The following is a 20,373-nucleotide window of genomic DNA, read 5'->3' on the forward strand; positions in this document are numbered from 1 at the left end:
TATAGCCACAAAAAAACCGACGCTTTTGGCGTCGGTTTTTTTACTTCGGTCAGCTATCCGTGAGGGCATTCTGGTAGCGATGCAGCATAAACACCAGCCGTCCTACCGGCTCGGTCACCTGAGGCGGCGCGTCCCAGGTTTTAAGCTTCTCCTGGTAGATATCCAGCTCTTCAAGCAGTTGCGTAAAGTAGCGACGTCGTTTGTCATCACTGCTGGCGGAAAGCACGTGGTCAGCGGTACGACGCAACTGGCGGTGCCAGGCCGACAGATCGTCGTTGATCGGCACCGGTGCGTTACGCAGACGCTGGTGTGCAATGATCATGGTCAGCGCCAGCCGGAACTTGCCGATATCGCCCGGGAACTTGTTCAGCAATAAAAACAGCTGCTGGTAGAGCGCGGGCAGATGGTTCTCTTTACGGCGCGCGGTGTTGGTTGTCATCGACGACACGGCGGCCGACACAAACTGGCTCAACAGCACGCGGCCCGTTCTTGCCTGCGAATTATCGCGGACCAGCAGAATCACCATCATTGCCAGGAAACAGCCCACCAGCTGACCTAACGCACTGTCGAGGAACTGGCTGAAATGGAAGGTCATCGGGTTATCGAGCACGATGATGTTAATCGTACTCGCCAGCGCCCCCAGCGATCCCAGACGTCGCTTTTGCACTTCAATGCCGATAAAGAACGCCATTACCGCTAGGCTAATACAGAGCAGCAGCATGCTCTGCTGCGTCGACGGGATGATGACCAGAAAGTAGAGCGCGCCTATCGGCAGGGCGGCAATGGTGCCGTACAGGAAATCGATGGCGACCATACGCGGATTAGGCAGACGCATCGCCAGTGCGGTCACGACGGCAATCATCACCATCGCGCCGCTGCCGGACGTCCAGCCCGTCCACAGCCAGAACAGCGTGCCGAGCATACAGGCGAGCGTCGTACGCCAGAAGTTAACCATCGCGTGATGGCGCTCGGCAGATTCCGCCTTGATCACCACTTCGCCCTGCAGCACCTCTTCTTCCGCCGCGCTGATTTTGGTATTTCCGATCACGCCGCGTTTCAGCAGCAGGTAGCGCGTCGCGGCGCCGACCCAGGTGTAGATGGTTACCGGCGTGTCGCGCTCCCCTGTCCAGGCGATCACCCTGCGCATACGCTTCAGCTGCTTGTGCACGTCCTGCACCGTTTCCACCGGCTCGGCGAACAGTTCGCGGAAGGTATCGGTGACCGCTTCCGGGCGCGTGTTCTGTATCAGATAGGTTTCACATGCCTGGGTAATCAGCGTTAACGAGACCGTATTAAGAGCTTTCAGACGACGGTTAGCGCGGGCCCAGCGTGACGACTCCATATTGAGATTGCTGCGCATCCCCTCCAGCGCCTGCGTGCGGCGAACCAGCCCGCTCCAGGCTTTATCCACCTCTTCGCTGTCGCCGTGCTTGATGCAGAGCTGCATCAGCTGGTACTGAGCGACAATCAGCGCGTCAAGCTCACGGTCGACTTCCTGCTTGATGGAGCGCGGGGAGAACAGCAGGTCCGCGACAATCGCACTCACGATACCAATGACAATTTCGCTGCACCGCTCCACCGCAAACTGCGGAGCCAGCAGCGGCTCGGACTGGATGGTGATGATAATAATCAGCGCGGTATAGCCCGCCAGCCCCCAGGCGTAGGAGTTCTCCACTTTCACCAGAGACGAGATCCAGGTGCAAAAGCCCGCCCAGATACAGCACACCATCAGCATCAGCAGCGGCGTGCGGATCATCAGAATAATAATGGTGAGCGCCGCGAAACAGCCGATAAACGTCCCGATGATACGCAGCATCCCGCGATAGCGGATCGCGCCTGAATAGGGTTCCCCACCCGCAGCAAAGGCCGGGCCCGCCGCGACAATCGCAGCCGTCAGCACTGCCCAGCGAGGGGTTTCAAGCTGGAAGTGAAAGCCAACAAACAGCGCCAGCACAATGGCACACGCCAGCTTCACGGCGAAGCGAATGTGCTGGCTGGCGATGGAAAAGATGCCCATAGCGATTAACCAAACTCGCGCAGACGGTGGGCGATTTTACGGAAGAACGAGTCCTGGCTGGCATCCCGATCTTTTTCACCGGTAATCACCACTGTCGCCGTGGTACCCGCAGGCCACAGGTTGCCCTGCTGTTCGTCCAGATGGATACGGACCGGCACGCGCTGGGCCAGACGCACCCACTCGAGATTGGAATCCACCGTTGCCATTCCTTTTGCATCGTTCGAGCTGCTGGAGTTGGTCACCCCTGCGGCGACGCTGTCGACGGTACCTTTAAAGACGCGGTTGCTGCCCAGCGGCGTGATTTCTGCCCGGTAGCCCGGACGTACGCCTTCCAGCTTGGTCTCTTCCATATAGGCGAGTACGTAGAAGGAGTTCTGTTTCACCAGCGCCACGGCGGTTGAGCCTCGGGTAATAAATTCCCCGGCATAGACGTTAAGGTTGGTCACCCAGCCATCAGACGGTGCGCGGATCACGGTACGCTCCAGATCCAGCTTCGCCAGATCGCGCGTTGCTTGTGCTTTCGCCAGCTGGTGCAGCACGGTTTGCAGCACGTTGTTGGACTGATCAATCTCTTCACGGGACATTGCCTGAACACCAAGCTGGTTACGGCGGCCAGCTTCGCGGCGTTTCTCCGCAGCCAGCGCCTGGTAATAGGCCACGTCCGCTTCCGCCTCTTCCAGTGCTTTCTGGTAACGAGGCTGGTCGATGGTGAACAGAACCTGATCTTTTTTCACCAGTTGGTTGTCGTGTACGTTGACCGCCGTGATGAGACCGGCCACGTCAGGGGCGATCGCCACCACATCGGCGCTGAAGCGTGCATCACGCGTCCACGGTGATTCGGTGTAATAGACCCAGGCGCGGAAAATAGCGATGAAGGCGAGGATAACCAGCGCCATGGTGATGGCAGTGCGGGAGATTTTTCTTGTTAGCGTTTTCACATCAACCTCAGACAAACATGCGCGATATCAGGTAGAACAGGCAGCAATACAGCGCGGTATTGAACAATGCAGGGTGCCAGACGAAATCGTAGATCCCGGTAGGGACCAGCACCTTGCGCACCAGCCAGAAGATCGCCAGTGATAAAAGAAGCTCGAAAAATATCGGTGGGAAGGACAAACCGAACACCACGATAACGGGAAACAGACTCATGTTGACCTTGATTAGAGAGAGTGCAGGCTTCAGAATTTTTTAGCGCACGCCATCGCAGGAGAGCAAGAAACGCCGGGCGAGAATGGCGCAGCCGTTATGTAATAAATAATATATTAACGTAACTGTTATGCTGTTATCTATAATATGTGATCTAAATCACTTTTAAGCCAGAGTGAACAATGGAACGTTTAAAACGCATGTCAGTCTTCGCCAAAGTGGTTGAACTGGGCTCTTTTACCGCCGCTGCACGCCAGCTTCAGATGAGCGTCTCATCCATCAGCCAGACGGTGTCTAAACTGGAAGATGAGCTTCAGGTCAAGCTGCTCAACCGCAGTACCCGCAGCATTGGGCTGACGGAAGCGGGCAAAATTTACTATCAGGGCTGTCGCCGTATGCTGCTGGAAGTGCAGGATGTTCACGAACAGCTCTACGCCTTTAACAACACCCCCATCGGCACGCTGCGCATCGGGTGTTCTTCAACTATGGCACAAAATGTTCTCGCTGCCATGACGGCGGATATGCTGAAAGAGTATCCCGGGCTTACCGTTAATCTGGTGACGGGCATCCCGGCGCCGGATCTGATTGCCGACGGTCTGGACGTGGTGATCCGCGTCGGCGCGCTGCAGGATTCCAGCCTGTTCTCGCGTCGGCTGGGCAGCATGCCGATGGTCGTCTGCGCTTCGAAGAGCTATCTGGCCCAGTACGGTGTGCCGGAGAAACCCGCCGACCTCACCAACCACTCGTGGCTGGAGTACAGCGTGCGGCCCGACAATGAATTTGAGCTGATTGCCCCGGAGGGGATCTCCACCCGGCTGCTGCCGGAGGGACGGTTTGTCACCAACGATCCGATGACCATTTCGCGCTGGCTGGTAGCCGGCGCCGGGATCGCCTACGTGCCGCTGATGTGGGTGATCAACGAGATCAACAGCGGCGTGCTGGAGATCCTCTTCCCGCGCTACCAGTCCGATCCGCGTCCGGTGTACGCCCTGTATACCGAAAAAGACAAGCTTCCGCTGAAAGTCCAGGTATGTATTAACTATCTGACCGAGTATTTTGTGGACGTGGCGGAGCTGTTTCAGGGGATGCGAGGAAGAAGAAAGGAATAATCAATTTATTTCTGAATGCATAGGGGCAATGAATATTCCCAGGATGAATCCCTTGTTGATTCAGGAATATTCCTTCGCCACTATCAGGAATAGAGAATTGACACTGCTGCCGCCAGCCCATTACTTTATATGCAGTCTGCTCGTCAGACTGTTATTAATTTGTTGCTGATATGAATAATAAAATGTATTCCGCAGGATGACGTTAAACAAGGAAAAGAAATGAATCTATTTGAACAAACACCGCCTTCACGCAGGCGCTATGGACTCGCCGCGTTCATCGGTTTAATTGCAGGGATTGTCTCCGCGTTTGTCAAATGGGGAGCCGAAGTACCGTTTCCGCCACGCAGCCCCTCCGACTTATTCACCGGCGCATGCGGACCCGAGCAATTAATAAGAGCCGCAAGCCAGATTGACTGTTCCCGCAATTTTTTAAACCCTCCCTATGTATTTTTACGCGACTGGCTGGGCGTTGTTGATCCTAACGCGGCAGTTTATACATTTGCCGGACATATATTTAACTGGGTTGGCGTGACGCATATTATTTTCTCAATCGTCTTCGCTGTTGGCTATTGTGTCGTGGCTGAAGTCTTCCCGAAAATTAAACTCTGGCAGGGTTTGCTGGCGGGTGCGTTAGCTCAGCTCTTTGTGCATATGATCTCCTTCCCGCTGATGGGGCTGACGCCGCCGCTGTTTGAGCTGCCGTGGTATGAACACGTTTCAGAGATCGTAGGCCATCTGGTCTGGTTCTGGTCGATCGAAATTATTCGTCGTGACTTGCGTAACCGCATCACACACGAGCCGGATCCGGAGATACCGCTGGGTAACTTACGTTAAAAAAAAGGCGCTACATCAGTAGCGCCATTTTTTTATGCCCATTCAGGTCAGGCAGTGCCGCCTACCGTCAGGTTGTCCACTTTCAGCGTTGGCTGGCCCACGCCCACCGGCAGGCTCTGGCCCTCTTTACCGCAGACGCCCACGCCGTTATCCAGCTTCAGATCGTTACCGACCATCGAGATCTGCTGCATGGCTTCAATACCGGAGCCAATCAGCGTCGCACCTTTCACCGCTTTGGTCACTTTGCCCTTCTCAATCAGGTACGCTTCTGAGGTAGAGAAGACAAACTTACCGGAGGTGATGTCCACCTGGCCACCGCCAAAGTTTGGCGCAAAGATACCGTAATCAACGGATTCGATAATCTCCTGCGGCGTGGATTTGCCCGGCAGCATATACGTGTTGGTCATGCGCGGCATCGGCAGGTGCGCGTAAGATTCGCGGCGTCCGTTGCCCGTCGGCGCGACGCCCATCAGGCGCGCGTTGAGTTTGTCCTGCATGTAGCCTTTCAGCACGCCATTTTCAATCAGCACATTGTACTGACCTGGCGTACCTTCATCGTCGATAGCCACCGAGCCACGACGATCAAGCATGGTGCCGTCATCCACCACGGTACACAGCTCAGAGGAGACGAGTTGCCCGATCTGACCGCTGAACACGGACGTCCCGCGACGGTTAAAATCGCCTTCCAGACCGTGGCCCACCGCCTCGTGTAATAGCACGCCCGGCCAGCCGGCACCCAGCACAACCGGAAATGACCCCGCCGGTGCCGCGACGGCATTCAGATTCACCAGCGCCATGCGCACGGCTTCTTTTGCCCACGCGTCAGCGCGCGCTTCACCGTCAACGTCGCCCAGGAACCAGTCATAGCCAAAACGACCGCCGCCGCCGCTTGAGCCGCGCTCGCGTTTGCCGTCCTCATCGACCTGCACGCTGATGGAGAGACGCACCAGCGGACGGACATCAGCCGCCAGGGTGCCGTCCGTTGCCGCCACCAGAATCAGTTCATACACACCGCTCAGGCTGGCAGAAACTTCCTGCACGCGTTTGTCCGCCGCGCGGGCGACTTTGTCCACGCGACGCAGGATATCCAGCTTCTCTTCACGGCTCATGCTCTGCAGCGGATCGATGCTGGTATAGAGCGCAGAGTGCTGCACTTCTCCCAGCGTTTTCACACGTCCATCACCGGTATCACGCACAATGGTGCGCGCCGCCTGCGCGCTCTGCTCAAGTGCGGCGAGGCTAATCTGATCCGCATAGGCAAAACCGGTTTTCTCGCCGCTGACGGCGCGGACGCCGACGCCCTGGTCAATGTTGTAAGAGCCATCTTTGATGATGCTGTCTTCTAAAACCCAGGATTCGTGATAGCTCGACTGGAAATAAAGGTCGCCGTAGTCGAGACGGCGTTCGGTCAGTTGACCAAGAATGGAGAACAGGTCCTGATGGCTCAGGCCGTTCGCTGCGAGCAAATGTTCACTTACCAGGTTCAGACTCATCGTATTGCTACTCGTTCGTTGCCGCCCGTGGCGGTATAAAGATCGTATTTATTGAGAGTGAGGCAATTACCTGCCCACGTCAAATCATTGCTGTGCATCTTTGCGCGGCTGGCGCAGCACCTCGTTAATCTGCGGTTTATCGATCGGACCGGTAATGCGGTAGCGCAGAATGGAGACCTTGCTCCACAGCGGCCCCAGCACTTTGCTGGCGGCAAACACCGCCGCACCGACAATCGGGTTCACCACAAAGGCCGCCGCAACGCCCACGCTCGCGGAAATTTCCGGTGCCACCACGGCTTCCATATCCAGCTCGCGGCGCACAAGGTTAACGGAACCTTTCATGGCAATGTCCGCTTCCAGGCCATCCACCAGCGTATCGTCCGTATGCAGAACGCCGTCCTTGATCCACGCCGTACTGCGGATGGAATCGTAGTAGAACCCTTCGCTGAAGGTATCGCTGAAATCGAAGCGCAGCTTGCGCAGCAGCGCATCAAAGCTGAGGAGGCGCAGGATCTGCCCGGCGCGCCCCGTGCTCACGTCGGCGATCTCACCTTTGCCGAAGTGGGTTTTCAGAATGCCGTTCAGCGAGGCTTCATCCGGCTTCCACGGTGCGTCGCGCCAGTGAAGATCGTAATTAACGTCAAATGATGAACCGCGCAGCGGCGTGCTGATGCCAAAGAAATTGGCTGCTGCATCCAGTTTGTTGCCTTTAATGTCGCCCTTGAGGGACGTCCGCTGCTCGCCCGGATTATTCACCCATTCCCCGCCCGCCGTCATGCGGCCGAAGCCGGTATCAACCAGGCCGCCCGAGAGCGTAAGCGTGTTTCCCTGGATGGCAAAATCACCGTCGATGCGGCCATATTTCTGCCCCCACAGCCAGCACTCTGCACAGCGCAGCTGGAGATCGGGCCAGCCGCTAAAATCGACGCGGGAGATTTGACTCAGCGGCGACGTCGCAGCCGGTTTGTCTTTCCCGCTCGCGGCGCTTGCCGGGTTGTAGTAGAGGTAGCGGATCGCCGCCTGCCACGGCGCGTGATTGCGCATGGTCAGCGTACCGTTGATCTCTCTGCCCTGGGCTTCCACCTTCGTACCGTTAGCGCCAGGCTGTGAGACGATGCTCAGGTTGTTCCACTGCTGCCCGCCGAGCATCAGCGACGGCGTGCGTACGGTAATGGCTTGCGGGAACTGGGCGGTTTCATCGACGTTTTGCCCAACGCCTTTCTGGAACAGCGCCAGCCACTCTGCACCGTCCATCGGCGGAAGATTCAGCTCAATGCCCGCCTGCTCCGGCAGCGGTGGCGTGGAGCGGCTATCCGTCGTCCAGATGGCTTTGTCGAGGGTGAGCTTGCGGTTAAGCAACCAGCGGCTGTTGAAGTGGTTCGTCCCGCCCGCGCTGCCGGTCAGCGCGAAGCTGTTCAGATTGCCATCCACGTTCAGCTTCACCGGCAGCGGCTGTCCGGCCTGTTTATCCAGCGGCGCAGGCAGCTGGCTGTGAAGGTTTTTCAGATCGCCCGTGATGTCGACCTTGTACTGCGCGCCCGCGTGATAAGGCAGGTCTATTGCAACTTTACCTTTCCAGGCGACCGCGCCCTCCACGGACGCCTCAATCGGCTTCGGCAGGACGTCCATTCGCGCTGGCTGCCAGTTGCCGTCGAGATTGACGGCCACCTGATACGCCTTTTCACCCTCTGTGGTCGTGAAGTCGATATTCACGGGCTGATTAAACCAGCTGGCGGTAAGCGGCTCGCTCTTCAGGTTACCGTTCTCAAAGCTGAACTGCCCGCTGAGATTTTTCAGGGTGCTCTCAAGGGGTTTGATGTACAGACTGTTGTTCTTCAAACGGACGTCGCCTTTCGCGGTGGTCATCTCACCGTCCAGCGGGATATCAAGATGTAAGCGAGCATTCACATCACCATCAAGCTGGAGCTGCTGAAGCGTCGCGGCCAGCGACTCTTTGAGAGGGGTCTCCTCAAAGTACGGTCCCACCGCCTTGCCGGGACCGTTGATGTCGGCATCAATCAGCAACTTCTCTTTGGAGTAGTCCGGAATGTTGGCCGTCAGGTTGCTGGCCGTCACGCCGCCCAGCGCCACGCTGTCGGACTTCATCCACAGGCCGTCATTGCGGAAATTAAGTTCGATATCCAGGTTTTTCAGCGCGGGCCAGCCCGGCTGGAACGCGAAAGTGGCGTCATGCAGCGGCACCAGAACCTGGAACTGACCTTCATTATGTTTATACGGGAACAGATGGGGATTACCGCCGTAAACCAGCGTGGCATTATCCGCCTGACCGCCCTGGATCGCACCGCTCAGATAGTCTACCAGCGCTTTCCCCATCAGGTTTTCCGGGAAATAGCGCCAGGCCTGGGAGCCGTCATCGGTACTGATCCCGGCCAGAATCCCCAGCCACGGCTCATCCCCTTCAGGCTGCAAATAGCGGAAATCGCCGCGCGCATGCACCGCTTTCGCTTTGACGTCGATATGCCGGCCATCGAGCTGGAAACCCTTGTCGTTACGGAGCCAGTTAAGCACTGCATTACCCTGTTCGATTTCCAGCGGCGCGCGGAAGACCGTCTCGTAAGGCATTTTGGCGTCGTGCATATCAACCGTCAGCCTGCCGTTCTCCACGCTGCCTTCCAGCTTGCCGCTAAAGTGCTCCGCACCCGGCAGCAGCTTCCACTGCTTCCAGGCAAGATCTTTCCATGTCGCCTGGAAACGGGTTTTTTCCGTCGCCTGAAGCGGGATATCCAGCGCCAGAGAATCAATCTTTCCGCTCGGCTGCGTAGCCAGCCAGATCTCGCCCAGGTCAGGAGAGAGCTTTGCCGCCATCGAGCGCAGCCCTTCAATAGCGGCCAAATCCAGGTTACTGGCACGGATACGCAGCTCGTCGCTGCGTTTACTGGCCGTGCCGCCAACGTCCTGCTCCGGCATCCAGGCCAGCGTCAGCGCACCGCGCGGCCACGGCTTGCCGTCCATCGTGATGCGCGTATCGGGAATGGCAAACTGCCAGCCCTCTTTCTCCTGCGTCACGTGCGCGGTGAGGTTATCGACGGAAAGCTGATGCTGCTGGTTTTCACCTTTCCAGCTCGCGCCTCCCTGCTTGAGCCAGATATCGCCGCTGGCAAATTCGCCTTTCGTCAGGGTCAACCAGCCTTCAAGACTGAAGCGGGCCGTTTCCAGCTGCATATTTTGCTGGAGCCAGTCGCCCAGCCATGGCTTGACGTCCACATCGTCGGCCTGCAGCCAGACTTTGCCGTTATTTAACAGGCCGTCATCGTCGCGCAGATCCATACGCACCTGCATCACGCCGTGCTGGCCGTTCAGGCTTGAGAGATTGACCTGCCCCTCGGCGCGGTGCCGATCCTTACCGTTGAGCCAGGTCAGCTGCGGGATCGCCAGCTCGGCGCGCTGGCCGGAAAGGGTAATAAAGCTCACTTCGCTGTCGCGCAGATCGAAATGATCGAACTGGCGGAGGAAAAGATCGCTGAAGCGGTTGGCTTCAAGACCCTGACCGCTATCGCCGCCAGACAGCGGCGTATTGGTCAGGAACTGGAGCTGATAAAAGGTGAGATCGCGAAACTGCCAGCGCAGATGCAGCAGGCTTTGCCAGACGTCCAGCGCCAGGGTCACGCGTTTGATTTTCAGGTAGCCGCCATCTTTCAGGCTGGCGTTGATATCCCGGACATCGAGCGTCGGGCCAAAATTCTGCCAGCTAGCGCTGACCTGGCTGACGTTCACCGGCACGCCGGTGGTGGATTCGATTTTCGCCAGCAGTTGCGGACGCCAGCTGTCCAGATGCGGTAAAACGAGGCGTAGCCCGCTCACGAGCAACGCGACAATCACGACCAGCGTTGCCCCTGTAAGCAATAAAATCCCCGGCAATCGCCTCACGCATCTCTCCTTGTCAGCATTCGTCACGCAGCGTACTGCGCTTACATCATCACGACGTCAAACTGCTCCTGGTTATAGAGCGGTTCAATTTGTACTTTTACCTGTTTGCCGACAAAGATTTCCACTTCCGCCAGCGCGTGTGACTCTTCGCCTTTCAGCGCTTCAGCCACCGCAGGGGAAGCATAGACCAGAAAACGGTCGGAGTCGTAGGCATGATGCACACGTACAATTTCACGCATGATCTCGTAACAGACGGTCTCAACCGTCTTTACCGTTCCGCGTCCATGGCAGGTTGGGCATTCATTACACAGCACATGCTCCACGCTCTCGCGGGTACGCTTACGCGTCATTTCCACCAGCCCCAGCTGTGAGAAGCCGTTGATGCTGGTTTTCACACGATCTTTACTCAGGGCCTGCTCAAGCGAGTGCAGCACGCGGCGACGATGGTCTTCATTACTCATATCGATGAAGTCGATGATGATAATGCCGCCCAGATTGCGCAGACGAAGCTGGCGCGCAATGGCCTGCGTGGCTTCGATGTTGGTATTGAAAATGGTGTCATCGAGATTGCGATGGCCGACGAACGCACCGGTGTTGATATCGACGGTCGTCATCGCTTCGGTCTGATCGATGATCAGATAGCCGCCGGACTTCAGCTCAACCTTACGCTCCAGAGCACGCTGGATCTCGTTTTCGACATCATAGAGATCGAAGATCGGCTGACGCCCGGTGTAGTGCTCCAGCAGGCCTGGCATCTCCGGAATATATTCGGCGGTAAACTCCAGCAACGCTTCATACGTCAGGCGAGAGTCCACGCGGATGCGGTCGAGCTGCGCGTCGGCAAAATCACGCAGAACGCGCTGCGCCAGCGCCAGCTCACCATAGAGCTGATAGCGGGTCTGGTTGCGTTTTTTACGCTCCATCACTTTTGTCCAGACGCGCTTCAGGTAAGCCGCATCCGACGCCAGGTCCTCCTCGCTGATCCCCTCCGCGGCGGTACGGATGATAAATCCGCCCTGTTCATCGCAGTAGGCGCTGACCACTTTTTTCAGACGCTCGCGCTCGCTTTCGCTCTCAATACGCTGTGAGACGCCCACGTGCGACGCGCCGGGCATAAAGACCAGATAGCGGGAAGGTAAGGTGATATCGGTGGTCAGACGGGCGCCTTTGGTGCCGAGGGGATCTTTCACCACCTGCACCATCAGATCCTGTCCCTGACGCACCAGCTCAGAAATGTCGCGCACGGCAAACTGCTTTTGCTCTTCGCCCGCGACGCACTCGGTGTGCGGCATGATATCGGAGGCATGTAAAAATGCCGCCTTATCGAGTCCAATATCTACAAAAGCCGCCTGCATACCCGGTAGTACACGACTGACACGACCTTTGTAGATATTGCCTACTATTCCGCGCCGCGCTTCACGCTCAATATGAATTTCCTGAAGAATGCCACCATCAATATAGGCCACACGGGTTTCCGATGGCGTTACGTTTACCAACAATTCAGCCGTCATAATTATCCCTTCCCTCACGCAGTGAGTTAAAATTGCTCAGCAACTCATACGTTTCCACCAGCGGTAAGCCGACTACGGCGTGATAGCTGCCATGAATCTTCCTGACAAAACAGCCACCCAGCCCCTGAATACCGTATGCACCTGCTTTATCCATCGGTTCACCGCTGGCAATATAAGCGGCGATGTCGTCGTCGGTAAGTACTCTGAAGGTCACTTCCGTCACCACCAGGCAGTCCAGCACGTGCTGGCGATCGGCCAGCGCGACGGCCGTCATCACCTGATGCGTTTGTCCGGACAGCTTGCGCAGCATGCGCGCTGCATGATCGGCGTCGTGCGGTTTCTCCAGCACTTCACCGTTCAGGATAACGATGGTATCTGCCCCCAGCACAGGGAGATCGCGTGGCACACTGGCCACGCCCGCCTGCGCTTTCTCACGCGCCAGACGTGACACGTACTGTTGAGCACTTTCGCCCTCAGCACGTTTTTCTTCAATGCCGGTCACGATGCGTTCAAAAGAGACCCCTAGCTGCGTCAGGAGTTCCTGACGGCGCGGGGAGCCGGAAGCGAGATACAAAGACGTCATAGAAACCTTTTATTGCACAGCAAACTGCTGGCGAACCTTACGCATCAGCAGGAACAGCCATGGCCAGAGCACACCGTTTACTACACTACTCCAGAACACTTCCGGTCGGAAAGAGACGTTGATCACTAAAAACTCTGCCCAGAAAACAACGATATCCGCAGCGAGCGACAACAACATCACAACCAGGGCCTGTTGCCAGAGCGCAAGGTTACGGAAGAGCTGGAATTTGAGTGCGACGAGGTACGCAATAATGCTCATGGACAAGGCGCGTACGCCAAGCGTTGAGCCGCTAATGAGATCCAGTATGGCACCCATCACAAAACCTGTGCCGACATTTACGCGATGCGGCAGGGCAAGGATCCAGTAGAGCAAAATGAGCAATACCCAGTTTGGCCGGAAAACGAGAATGTCATCCGGCCAGGGCATCACTTGCAGCAACAGTGCAATGAGAAACGAGAGCCAGATGACCCAGCGTCCCTGGCTACGATAGCTTGCCACTACTGCCCTCCCGAAGAGAGTTTAGGCGGTGGCGGCGCATCCGGCAGCGGCTGCGTTAACCCGGTTGCCGGCGCCGGGACTGGCGCAGGCGGCCCCATGGAGTCCGCAGGCGGGAGAACCTGCGGCATCATCTGCATCAGGCGTTCATTTGCCACACGATGCACCTCTTCAGGCGTCATCGGGTTAGCCCCGTTACGATCGGCGCCCCACAGCAGCAGCAGATAGCGCAGACGCTGCAAACCGGCGGTTGGACGCGCCTGAATCACGGTATAGGCACGCTGCGTATCCAGCTTCACCGAAGAGACCACCGCAACCGGATAGCCTTCAGGGAAGCGGCCACCCAGACCGGAGGTCACCAGCACGTCGCCCACGCGGATATCCGTGTTGGCTGGCAGGTGTTCCAGCTGCAGGTCATCCGTACAGCCATTCCCGGCCGCAATCACGCGGATGTCGTTGCGCAGTACCTGGATCGGCAGCGCATGCGTGGCATCACAAATCAGCAACACGCGGCTGGTCAGTTTGGCCACGGCAACCACCTGGCCCACGACGCCTTTATCACTGATAACAGGCTGACCTTCATACACCCCGTTCACGCTCCCTTTGTCGATCACAACCTGATCGCTGTAAGGGTCGTTCACGGTGGAGATCACCTGAGTGACCATTTTCTGCTCATCCTGACGCAGCGGCGAGCCGAGCAGTTCACGCAGACGCGCATTTTCCTGCTTGTATTGCCCCAGCATTAGCAGTTCACTGTTTTTCAGCAACAGTTCCTGACGTAATGCCCGGTTTTCGAGTTCGAGTTGGTCACGTGAAGACAGCGTTTGAGAAACGGAGTCGAGCAGTTCACGGGGACCATTGGATATAAAGTAGAAAGGACTGACGGCGGTATCCATGTACGTTCGGATCTGGCTGAACGTACCGAGGCGGCTATCGGCAATAATGACCCCAAGCGCAACCAGAACCGCCAGAATGAGGCGAAACTGTAGCGATGGGCCACGGCTAAAAATTGGCTTCATAGGCTATGCGTATTCTCGCGTCAGAGAGAAAGGGTAGCAAATTGCTACCCTCTCAAACTCGACTACTCTTCGCTGAACAAATCGCCGCCGTGCATGTCGATCATTTCCAGCGCCTTGCCACCACCACGGGCGACGCAAGTCAGTGGATCTTCTGCAACTACGACAGGAATACCTGTCTCTTCCATTAACAGGCGGTCGAGGTTACGCAGCAGCGCACCACCACCGGTCAGAACCATACCGCGCTCGGAGATATCGGACGCCAGCTCTGGTGGGCACTGTTCCAGCGCGACCATTACCGCGCTCACGATACCCGTCAGTGGTTCCTGCAGTGCTTCCAGAATTTCGTTGGAGTTCAGGGTGAAACCGCGTGGCACACCTTCAGCCAGGTTACGGCCACGTACTTCGATCTCACGCACTTCATCGCCCGGATACGCAGAGCCGATTTCGTGTTTGATACGCTCTGCGGTGGCTTCACCGATCAGAGAGCCGTAGTTACGGCGTACATAATTAATGATGGCTTCGTCGAAGCGGTCACCACCGATACGTACGGAAGAGGAGTACACCACGCCATTCAGAGAGATAACGGCCACTTCAGTGGTACCACCACCGATATCCACCACCATGGAACCGGTCGCTTCAGACACAGGCAGACCTGCACCGATTGCCGCCGCCATTGGCTCTTCAATCAGGAACACTTCACGCGCACCAGCACCCTGGGCAGATTCACGAATTGCGCGACGCTCTACCTGGGTTGCGCCAACCGGCACACACACCAGAACACGCGGGCTTGGACGCATGAAGCTGTTGCTGTGAACCTGCTTGATGAAGTGCTGAAGCATTTTTTCAGTCACGAAGAAGTCGGCGATAACGCCGTCTTTCATTGGGCGAATAGCGGCGATGTTGCCAGGGGTACGACCCAGCATCTGCTTCGCGTCATGACCCACAGCGGCCACGCTTTTCGGCGAGCCTGCACGATCCTGACGAATGGCCACAACGGAAGGCTCATTCAATACGATGCCTTGTCCTTTTACATAAATAAGGGTATTCGCAGTACCCAGGTCAATGGACAGGTCATTGGAAAACATGCCACGAAATTTTTTCAACATACTAAGGGATAATCCTGAAAGCTGGGGCGGAAAACAAAATCCGCTTACTTTACCAACCACACGCAGCAGCGACAAGGCGCAAAAATCATCTGCAACGGTGAAAATTTGTGCAGTACGTTTCCTGATGTTACAAAATCATCCCCTGACTCCCTCAGGGCTGAGTAAACAGTAGCGTTCCCCACTGACGTTTGTAACCCGTTAAGGTCGTTCACTGGCTTTTTGCTCGACATACTCAAAGCTACAGGCGCGATATTCTACGTGAAAACAGCGTAAACGGCAGGTCAAACAGAGTATCTTTGCAAATATTTTTTCACGTTGGTGTCAAGCGGTTGAGAGGCAGCAAAAAAATCCCCCTGACCACCCATGACACCGCGCTCTGTTAACATCTGCCATTCCCCTCTGGAGCGCACGCCCGTAGCAAATACTTGTGTTCGCGTTCCCTTGCATGCTTCTACCAGACTCTGTACCAGCAGCTGGTTTTCCGTACGCTTCTCAATATTCCTTACCAGCCCTGGATGTAGCTTTAATAACTCCACATCCAGCGCCTTAATCCAGTCGGTACTGACCAGCGTTAAACCTGCCTGCGTCACCGCGACACGCGCACCGAGCGCATTGATCAAACGTACCACCGGACGTAACCGGCTGATGTGTTGACCTACATCGGCCTCAGCAAGTTCAAAAATAATGTGTTTGCGTTGCGATTTTTCGCATTGCATTAATGTATCACGTAGCCAGCGCTGAAAACGTGGGCGTATTAACGACTCCACGGTGACCTGCAGCGCCAGGCTCTCTTCCGGCCAGAAAGATAAAAACGGAATTAACCGGGTAATTTGCTGGCGGTCATACTCTTCGGACAGACCAAATTGCAGGACCATTGGCAGATATTCCGCCGAGATAACCTCTTCCGTACCGTCAAAAATACGGCACATCAGTTCACGGTGGTGAACGTTGCCGTTTTTCATGACCGCGGGTTTTTGATAAATACGCGGTCCGCCGCGGCTCAGCATTTGCTCAATCAGCGTTCGCCAGCGCACGTTACCGCGCCCTTTTTCCGGCAGGGAGTCATCATACACCGCCCATCCGTTCGCGCCCTGCAACACGGCGTTGCGGGTGGCCGCTTCCGCATGTTCCATCACCTGTTCTGTCGATTGCCCGCCACGCCAGGCGCAGATCCCCATGTGGACCATATCGTCCCTGTCGAGCATTTTGCTCTGCGGCAGCGCATCCACCGCCTTCAGCAACTGGCTGGCGATGCTTTCTGACTCTTTCAGCGTTCGGTGCGGCAGCAACACGGCAAAGTCGCTGCGGTGATAGCGGGCCAGCAGCGCACCCGGGTAGCGCATAATAAAGGTGGAGAGCAGGTTGATCAGCGTAAAGAGATTTTCTTCCGCGGCCCGCTGTCCCCAGGTATCGCGCAGGAGATCAAAGTCAGGCAGGCGAATCATCATCACCACCCCGTGCGTCCCCACTTTTTCCGAATCGTCGAGCAGCGTGGCGAGTTGATTATCAAAGAAGAGGCGGTTGTTCAGGCCAGTTTTATTATCCTGGGCGGCATAGGAGCGGATCAGCGAATCCATACGGCTGCGCTGGTCGCTGGCAAACTGGATTTCCGAGAGCAGCGTATCCAGCGCGCTGCTGGCGCGTGACGGCCATTCGTGGACGGAACCACGCACCTGCGGGCCGCGCTCACCGTTAAGGATCCGCACGGAGCGCATCTCCAGCAGCTCCTGTCCGGAGAGCTGGCGACGCAGCCAGCGGACCGCGAGAAAGATCAGCAGGACGATAAACGCCACCGCCACGGTGAGCGGCGCGGTGGTCATCATGGAACGGAAATAGCTGGCCATCGGATCGAGGTAGACCATGTGGATGGTCATCCCCGGATTTTTCAGGGAATGCACCGTCACTTCCCGGTACTGGCTCACCACGCCCGCAGGCCGATAACCTCCCGGCCGTTCATGGCTTAACACATGATGCTTTCCCTGCTGAATGTCGATTTGAACAATATCAACAGGTACCATCAACTCATCGAGCTCACGGGTGAGCGCCGGTAGCGGCGTCGTCAGCAGACGCGTATCAATCACCGACGCGACGGACTGCACCCGGTTGACCAGTTTGTCCTGAATGGCGTTGTAAAAGCTCAGAGAGCAGCCCAGAAGGGTGACAAAAATGGTAAGCCCCGTCAGCAAAGTGATAAAAGCTGAGAATTTCGTCGTTAATCGCATCCTTGAGATTACTCCGTGGGTTGATGGGGTAGCGAGTAAGCGCTAACTTGCATTTCGAATGCGGCATACTACCAAATCGGGTGTATCTGGCAATTTATTGCGTTAAATCGGCACTGCGTTTCCCTGAGCGAGTATAGTCTTCAGAAATTATTTTCCAATCATATGAGTCGAGAGGACCCCGTATGCAGGCTTTGATCTTAGAACAGCAGGACGGCAAAACGCTTGCCTCAGTGCAGGCGGTAGAAGAGAGTCGCCTGCCGGAAGGCGAAGTAACCGTCGACATCGACTGGTCTAGTTTAAATTATAAAGATGCGCTGGCGATTACCGGTAAGGGTAAAATCATCCGAAATTTCCCTATGGTGCCAGGTATTGATTTCGCGGGCCGGGTTCATACCAGCGAGGATCCGCGCTTCCACCCGGGCCAGCAGGTGCTGCTCACCGGCTGGGGCGTAGGTGAAAATCACTGGGGCGGGCTGGCCACGCAGGCGCGCGTGAAGGGCGACTGGCTGGTGCCGATGCCGAAAGGCATGGATGGCCGCAAAGCGATGATCGTCGGCACGGCAGGCTTTACCGCGATGCTGTGCGTAATGGCGCTGGAAGAGGCGGGTATCCGCCCTGAATCGGGCGAAATTGTCGTCACCGGTGCCAGCGGGGGCGTGGGGAGCACGGCAGTGACGTTACTGCACAAACTGGGCTATCAGGTCGCGGCGGTTTCCGGTCGTGAAAGCACCCACGATTACCTGCGCCAGCTCGGTGCAAACCGCATTCTCAGCCGTGACGAATTCGCTGAAACCCGTCCGCTGGAAAAACAGGTCTGGGCAGGCGCGGTAGATACCGTCGGTGATAAGGTGCTGGCAAAAGTCCTGGCGCAGATGAACTACGGCGGCTGCGTGGCTGCCTGCGGACTGGCGGGCGGATTTGCCCTGCCCACCACCGTGATGCCATTTATTTTGCGTAACGTCCGCCTGCAGGGTGTGGATTCCGTGATGACCCCAGCGGCTCGCCGTACGCAGGCATGGGAACGTCTGGTACGCGACCTGCCGGAATCCTTCTACACCCGGAGCGCCACGGAGATTACGCTCAGCCAGGCACCGGACTATGCCAGTAAGATCATGGACAACCAGTTCCACGGTCGCGCGCTGGTGAAAATCGCCTAATCTTCAAATTTTCGTGACATATTCGCGCGAATCCCTCTCCTCCGTCATGCTTAGGAAAACGCATGACGGAGGATGCCATGAAAAACCGAAAACTGACGGAAGCCGACGTAACGTCTGAGTCTGTCTTTATGTTACAGCGCCGCCAGATCCTGAAAATGCTTGGCATCAGCGCCACCGCGCTCTCGCTCTCGCCGGCAGCACACGCCGACCTGCTCGACTGGTTTAAAGGCAACGATCGGCCGAAGGCCCCTTCCGGCGCCCCGCTCACCTTTACGAAACCCGCCCAATGGCAGAACAAACTCGCGCTTACGCCAGAAGATAAAGTCACCGGCTACAACAACTTCTACGAATTTGGTCTCGACAAGGCCGATCCTGCCGCCAACGCCGGTAGCCTCAAAACCGATCCGTGGACGCTGAAGATTGAGGGCGAAGTGGCGAAACCTCTGACGCTGGATCATCACGATCTGACCACCCGTTTCCCGCTCGAAGAGCGTATCTACCGTATGCGCTGTGTGGAAGCCTGGTCGATGGTGGTGCCCTGGATTGGCTTCCCGCTGCATAAATTACTGGCGATGGTTGAGCCCACCAGCAACGCAAAATATGTCGCCTTCCAGACGCGCTATGCGCCGGACGAGATGCCTGGACAAAAAGACCGGTTTATTGGCGGCGGGCTTGAGTATCCGTATGTGGAAGGGTTACGCCTCGATGAGGCGATGCACCCGCTTACCCTGCTGACCGTCGGCGTGTACGGCAAGGCGCTTCCGCCGCAGAACGGTGCCCCCATTCGTTTAACCGTACCGTGGAAATACGGTTTCAAAGGAATTAAGTCCATCGTCAGCATTAAGCTCACCCGCGAGCGCCCGCCTACCACCTGGAATCTGGCGGCCCCGGACGAATACGGTTTCTTCGCCAACGTGAACCCGCATGTGGATCACCCGCGCTGGTCGCAGGCGACCGAGCGGTTTATCGGTTCCGGCGGTGCGCTGGACGTGAAGCGTCAGCCCACGCTGCTGTTTAACGGTTATGCGGATGAAGTGGCCTCGCTGTACCGTGGCCTCAATTTACGGGAGAACTTCTGAGTGCGTTTAACGGCAAAACAGATTACCTGGCTGAAAGTGCTTCTGCATCTGGCCGGGCTGCTTCCTTTTATATGGCTGTTCTGGGCCGCCAGCCAGGGGCTCTTTAGCGCCGACCCGGCCAAGGATATCCAGCATTTTACCGGTCGGATGGCTCTGAAATTTTTGCTGGCCACCTTGCTCGTCTCGCCGCTGGCGCGCTACGCTAAACAGCCGCTGTTGATACGCACCCGTCGGCTGTTAGGGCTATGGTGTTTTGCCTGGGCGACGCTGCATCTCACCAGCTATGCCCTGCTGGAGCTGGGAATTAACAATCTGGCACTGCTTGGCCGCGAACTGGTGACACGCCCTTATCTGACGCTGGGTATTGTGAGCTGGGTGATTTTACTGGCGTTAGCGCTGACCTCCACGCAATATGCACAGCGAAAACTGGGCAGGCGCTGGCAGCTGCTGCACAACTTCGTCTATCTTGTCGCGATCCTCGCTCCCATTCATTACCTGTGGTCGGTGAAGATCCTCTCCCCGCAGCCGGTCCTGTACGCACTGGCCGCCGTGGCGCTTTTAGCATGGCGTTACAAGAAGTTCCGCCAGTGGTTGCGATAGTGCGCGAAACTGTGCGTTTTCCCGCATATTCCCCGTCAACCGCAAATCTTTTTCGGATAGCGGTTGATAATCTTCCCTGATAAGACCAGTATTTAGCTGCTAAATGCTACGAAA

General features: G+C 56.8%; 16 protein-coding genes. 5 read left to right on the top strand and 11 right to left on the bottom strand.

What is annotated here, in order from left to right; translation table 11 throughout:
* Positions 1-49 precede the first annotated feature (49 nt).
* The 3 genes from aaeB to aaeX are packed head-to-tail and all read right to left on the bottom strand — an operon-like array spanning position 50 to position 3,166.
* Positions 50-2,017, bottom strand: coding sequence for a p-hydroxybenzoic acid efflux pump subunit AaeB (aaeB, locus tag LJA86_RS14790; protein ID WP_229226353.1), 1,968 nt, complete (start codon positions 2,015-2,017; stop codon positions 50-52).
* Between the two features lie 5 nt (positions 2,018-2,022).
* On the bottom strand, positions 2,023-2,955 hold the full coding sequence (aaeA, locus tag LJA86_RS14795; protein ID WP_023309394.1) for a p-hydroxybenzoic acid efflux pump subunit AaeA: 933 nt from the start codon (positions 2,953-2,955) through the stop codon (positions 2,023-2,025).
* A 7-nt stretch (positions 2,956-2,962) separates the two neighbouring features.
* Positions 2,963-3,166, bottom strand: coding sequence for a p-hydroxybenzoic acid efflux pump operon protein AaeX (gene aaeX / locus LJA86_RS14800; protein WP_003860416.1), 204 nt, complete (start codon positions 3,164-3,166; stop codon positions 2,963-2,965).
* Between the two features lie 179 nt (positions 3,167-3,345).
* Between aaeX and aaeR the strand changes: the two genes are divergently transcribed.
* Together aaeR and LJA86_RS14810 are read left to right on the top strand one after the other, a co-directional pair.
* Positions 3,346-4,272, top strand: a complete 927-nt coding sequence (aaeR, locus tag LJA86_RS14805; protein WP_023309395.1) for an HTH-type transcriptional activator AaeR — start codon at positions 3,346-3,348, stop codon at positions 4,270-4,272.
* Between the two features lie 219 nt (positions 4,273-4,491).
* Positions 4,492-5,106, top strand: coding sequence for a YagU family protein (locus LJA86_RS14810; RefSeq protein ID WP_229226354.1), 615 nt, complete (start codon positions 4,492-4,494; stop codon positions 5,104-5,106).
* A 47-nt stretch (positions 5,107-5,153) separates the two neighbouring features.
* Here LJA86_RS14810 and tldD read toward each other — a convergent pair whose 3' ends face one another.
* The 8 genes from tldD to csrD all read right to left on the bottom strand — a co-directional run bounded on the left by tldD (position 5,154) and on the right by csrD (position 17,423).
* Positions 5,154-6,599 (bottom strand): metalloprotease TldD, encoded by a 1,446-nt coding sequence (gene tldD / locus LJA86_RS14815; protein WP_045910133.1) that lies wholly within the window; start codon positions 6,597-6,599, stop codon positions 5,154-5,156.
* Positions 6,600-6,683: 84 nt separating this feature from the next.
* A complete protein-coding gene (yhdP, locus tag LJA86_RS14820; RefSeq protein ID WP_229226355.1) occupies positions 6,684-10,487 on the bottom strand; it encodes an AsmA2 domain-containing protein YhdP in 3,804 nt (1,267 codons plus the stop codon).
* A gap of 41 nt (positions 10,488-10,528) precedes the next feature.
* On the bottom strand, positions 10,529-11,998 hold the full coding sequence (gene rng, locus LJA86_RS14825; RefSeq protein ID WP_008502847.1) for a ribonuclease G: 1,470 nt from the start codon (positions 11,996-11,998) through the stop codon (positions 10,529-10,531).
* Complete coding sequence (locus LJA86_RS14830) at positions 11,988-12,581, bottom strand: Maf family protein (RefSeq protein ID WP_045910135.1); 594 nt, start codon at positions 12,579-12,581, stop codon at positions 11,988-11,990. The genes rng and LJA86_RS14830 overlap by 11 nt, the downstream gene beginning before the upstream one ends.
* Before the next feature lie 9 nt (positions 12,582-12,590).
* Positions 12,591-13,079 (bottom strand): rod shape-determining protein MreD, encoded by a 489-nt coding sequence (mreD, locus tag LJA86_RS14835; RefSeq protein ID WP_023309399.1) that lies wholly within the window; start codon positions 13,077-13,079, stop codon positions 12,591-12,593.
* The gene (gene mreC, locus LJA86_RS14840; RefSeq protein ID WP_032650442.1) at positions 13,079-14,095 is read right to left on the bottom strand and encodes a rod shape-determining protein MreC; all 1,017 of its coding nucleotides are present in this window, start codon (positions 14,093-14,095) and stop codon (positions 13,079-13,081) included. The genes mreD and mreC overlap by 1 nt, the downstream gene beginning before the upstream one ends.
* A 62-nt stretch (positions 14,096-14,157) precedes the next feature.
* A complete protein-coding gene (gene mreB / locus LJA86_RS14845) occupies positions 14,158-15,201 on the bottom strand; it encodes a rod shape-determining protein MreB (protein ID WP_000913396.1) in 1,044 nt (347 codons plus the stop codon).
* 281 nt (positions 15,202-15,482) lie between these two features.
* Complete coding sequence (csrD, locus tag LJA86_RS14850; RefSeq protein WP_229226356.1) at positions 15,483-17,423, bottom strand: RNase E specificity factor CsrD; 1,941 nt, start codon at positions 17,421-17,423, stop codon at positions 15,483-15,485.
* A gap of 182 nt (positions 17,424-17,605) precedes the next feature.
* Here csrD and LJA86_RS14855 point away from each other — a divergent pair, with 182 nt between their 5' ends.
* From LJA86_RS14855 to msrQ, 3 genes are all read left to right on the top strand, one after another.
* A complete protein-coding gene (locus tag LJA86_RS14855; RefSeq protein ID WP_048028798.1) occupies positions 17,606-18,580 on the top strand; it encodes an MDR family oxidoreductase in 975 nt (324 codons plus the stop codon).
* 77 nt (positions 18,581-18,657) lie between these two features.
* The gene (gene msrP, locus LJA86_RS14860; RefSeq protein ID WP_048028796.1) at positions 18,658-19,659 is read left to right on the top strand and encodes a protein-methionine-sulfoxide reductase catalytic subunit MsrP; all 1,002 of its coding nucleotides are present in this window, start codon (positions 18,658-18,660) and stop codon (positions 19,657-19,659) included.
* Positions 19,660-20,259, top strand: a complete 600-nt coding sequence (msrQ, locus tag LJA86_RS14865) for a protein-methionine-sulfoxide reductase heme-binding subunit MsrQ (RefSeq protein ID WP_024906321.1) — start codon at positions 19,660-19,662, stop codon at positions 20,257-20,259. It begins immediately after the preceding gene.
* Positions 20,260-20,373: the final 114 nt, after the last annotated feature.

It is taken from the genome of Enterobacter sp. TCD1-1, from assembly GCF_020567405.1.
Lineage (GTDB): Bacteria > Pseudomonadota > Gammaproteobacteria > Enterobacterales > Enterobacteriaceae > Enterobacter > Enterobacter quasiroggenkampii.

Bases quoted from the DNA above. Each gene is read 5' to 3' on its own strand.
- aaeB (WP_229226353.1), bottom strand. From the start codon at position 2,017: ATGGGCATCTTTTCCATCGCCAGCCAGCACATTCGCTTCGCCGTGAAG.
- aaeX (WP_003860416.1), bottom strand. From the start codon at position 3,166: ATGAGTCTGTTTCCCGTTATCGTGGTGTTCGGTTTGTCCTTCCCACCG.
- aaeR (WP_023309395.1), top strand. From the start codon at position 3,346: ATGGAACGTTTAAAACGCATGTCAGTCTTCGCCAAAGTGGTTGAACTG.
- LJA86_RS14810 (WP_229226354.1), top strand. From the start codon at position 4,492: ATGAATCTATTTGAACAAACACCGCCTTCACGCAGGCGCTATGGACTC.
- tldD (WP_045910133.1), bottom strand. From the start codon at position 6,599: ATGAGTCTGAACCTGGTAAGTGAACATTTGCTCGCAGCGAACGGCCTG.
- rng (WP_008502847.1), bottom strand. From the start codon at position 11,998: ATGACGGCTGAATTGTTGGTAAACGTAACGCCATCGGAAACCCGTGTG.
- LJA86_RS14830 (WP_045910135.1), bottom strand. From the start codon at position 12,581: ATGACGTCTTTGTATCTCGCTTCCGGCTCCCCGCGCCGTCAGGAACTC.
- mreC (WP_032650442.1), bottom strand. From the start codon at position 14,095: ATGAAGCCAATTTTTAGCCGTGGCCCATCGCTACAGTTTCGCCTCATT.
- mreB (WP_000913396.1), bottom strand. From the start codon at position 15,201: ATGTTGAAAAAATTTCGTGGCATGTTTTCCAATGACCTGTCCATTGAC.
- csrD (WP_229226356.1), bottom strand. From the start codon at position 17,423: ATGCGATTAACGACGAAATTCTCAGCTTTTATCACTTTGCTGACGGGG.
- LJA86_RS14855 (WP_048028798.1), top strand. From the start codon at position 17,606: ATGCAGGCTTTGATCTTAGAACAGCAGGACGGCAAAACGCTTGCCTCA.
- msrP (WP_048028796.1), top strand. From the start codon at position 18,658: ATGAAAAACCGAAAACTGACGGAAGCCGACGTAACGTCTGAGTCTGTC.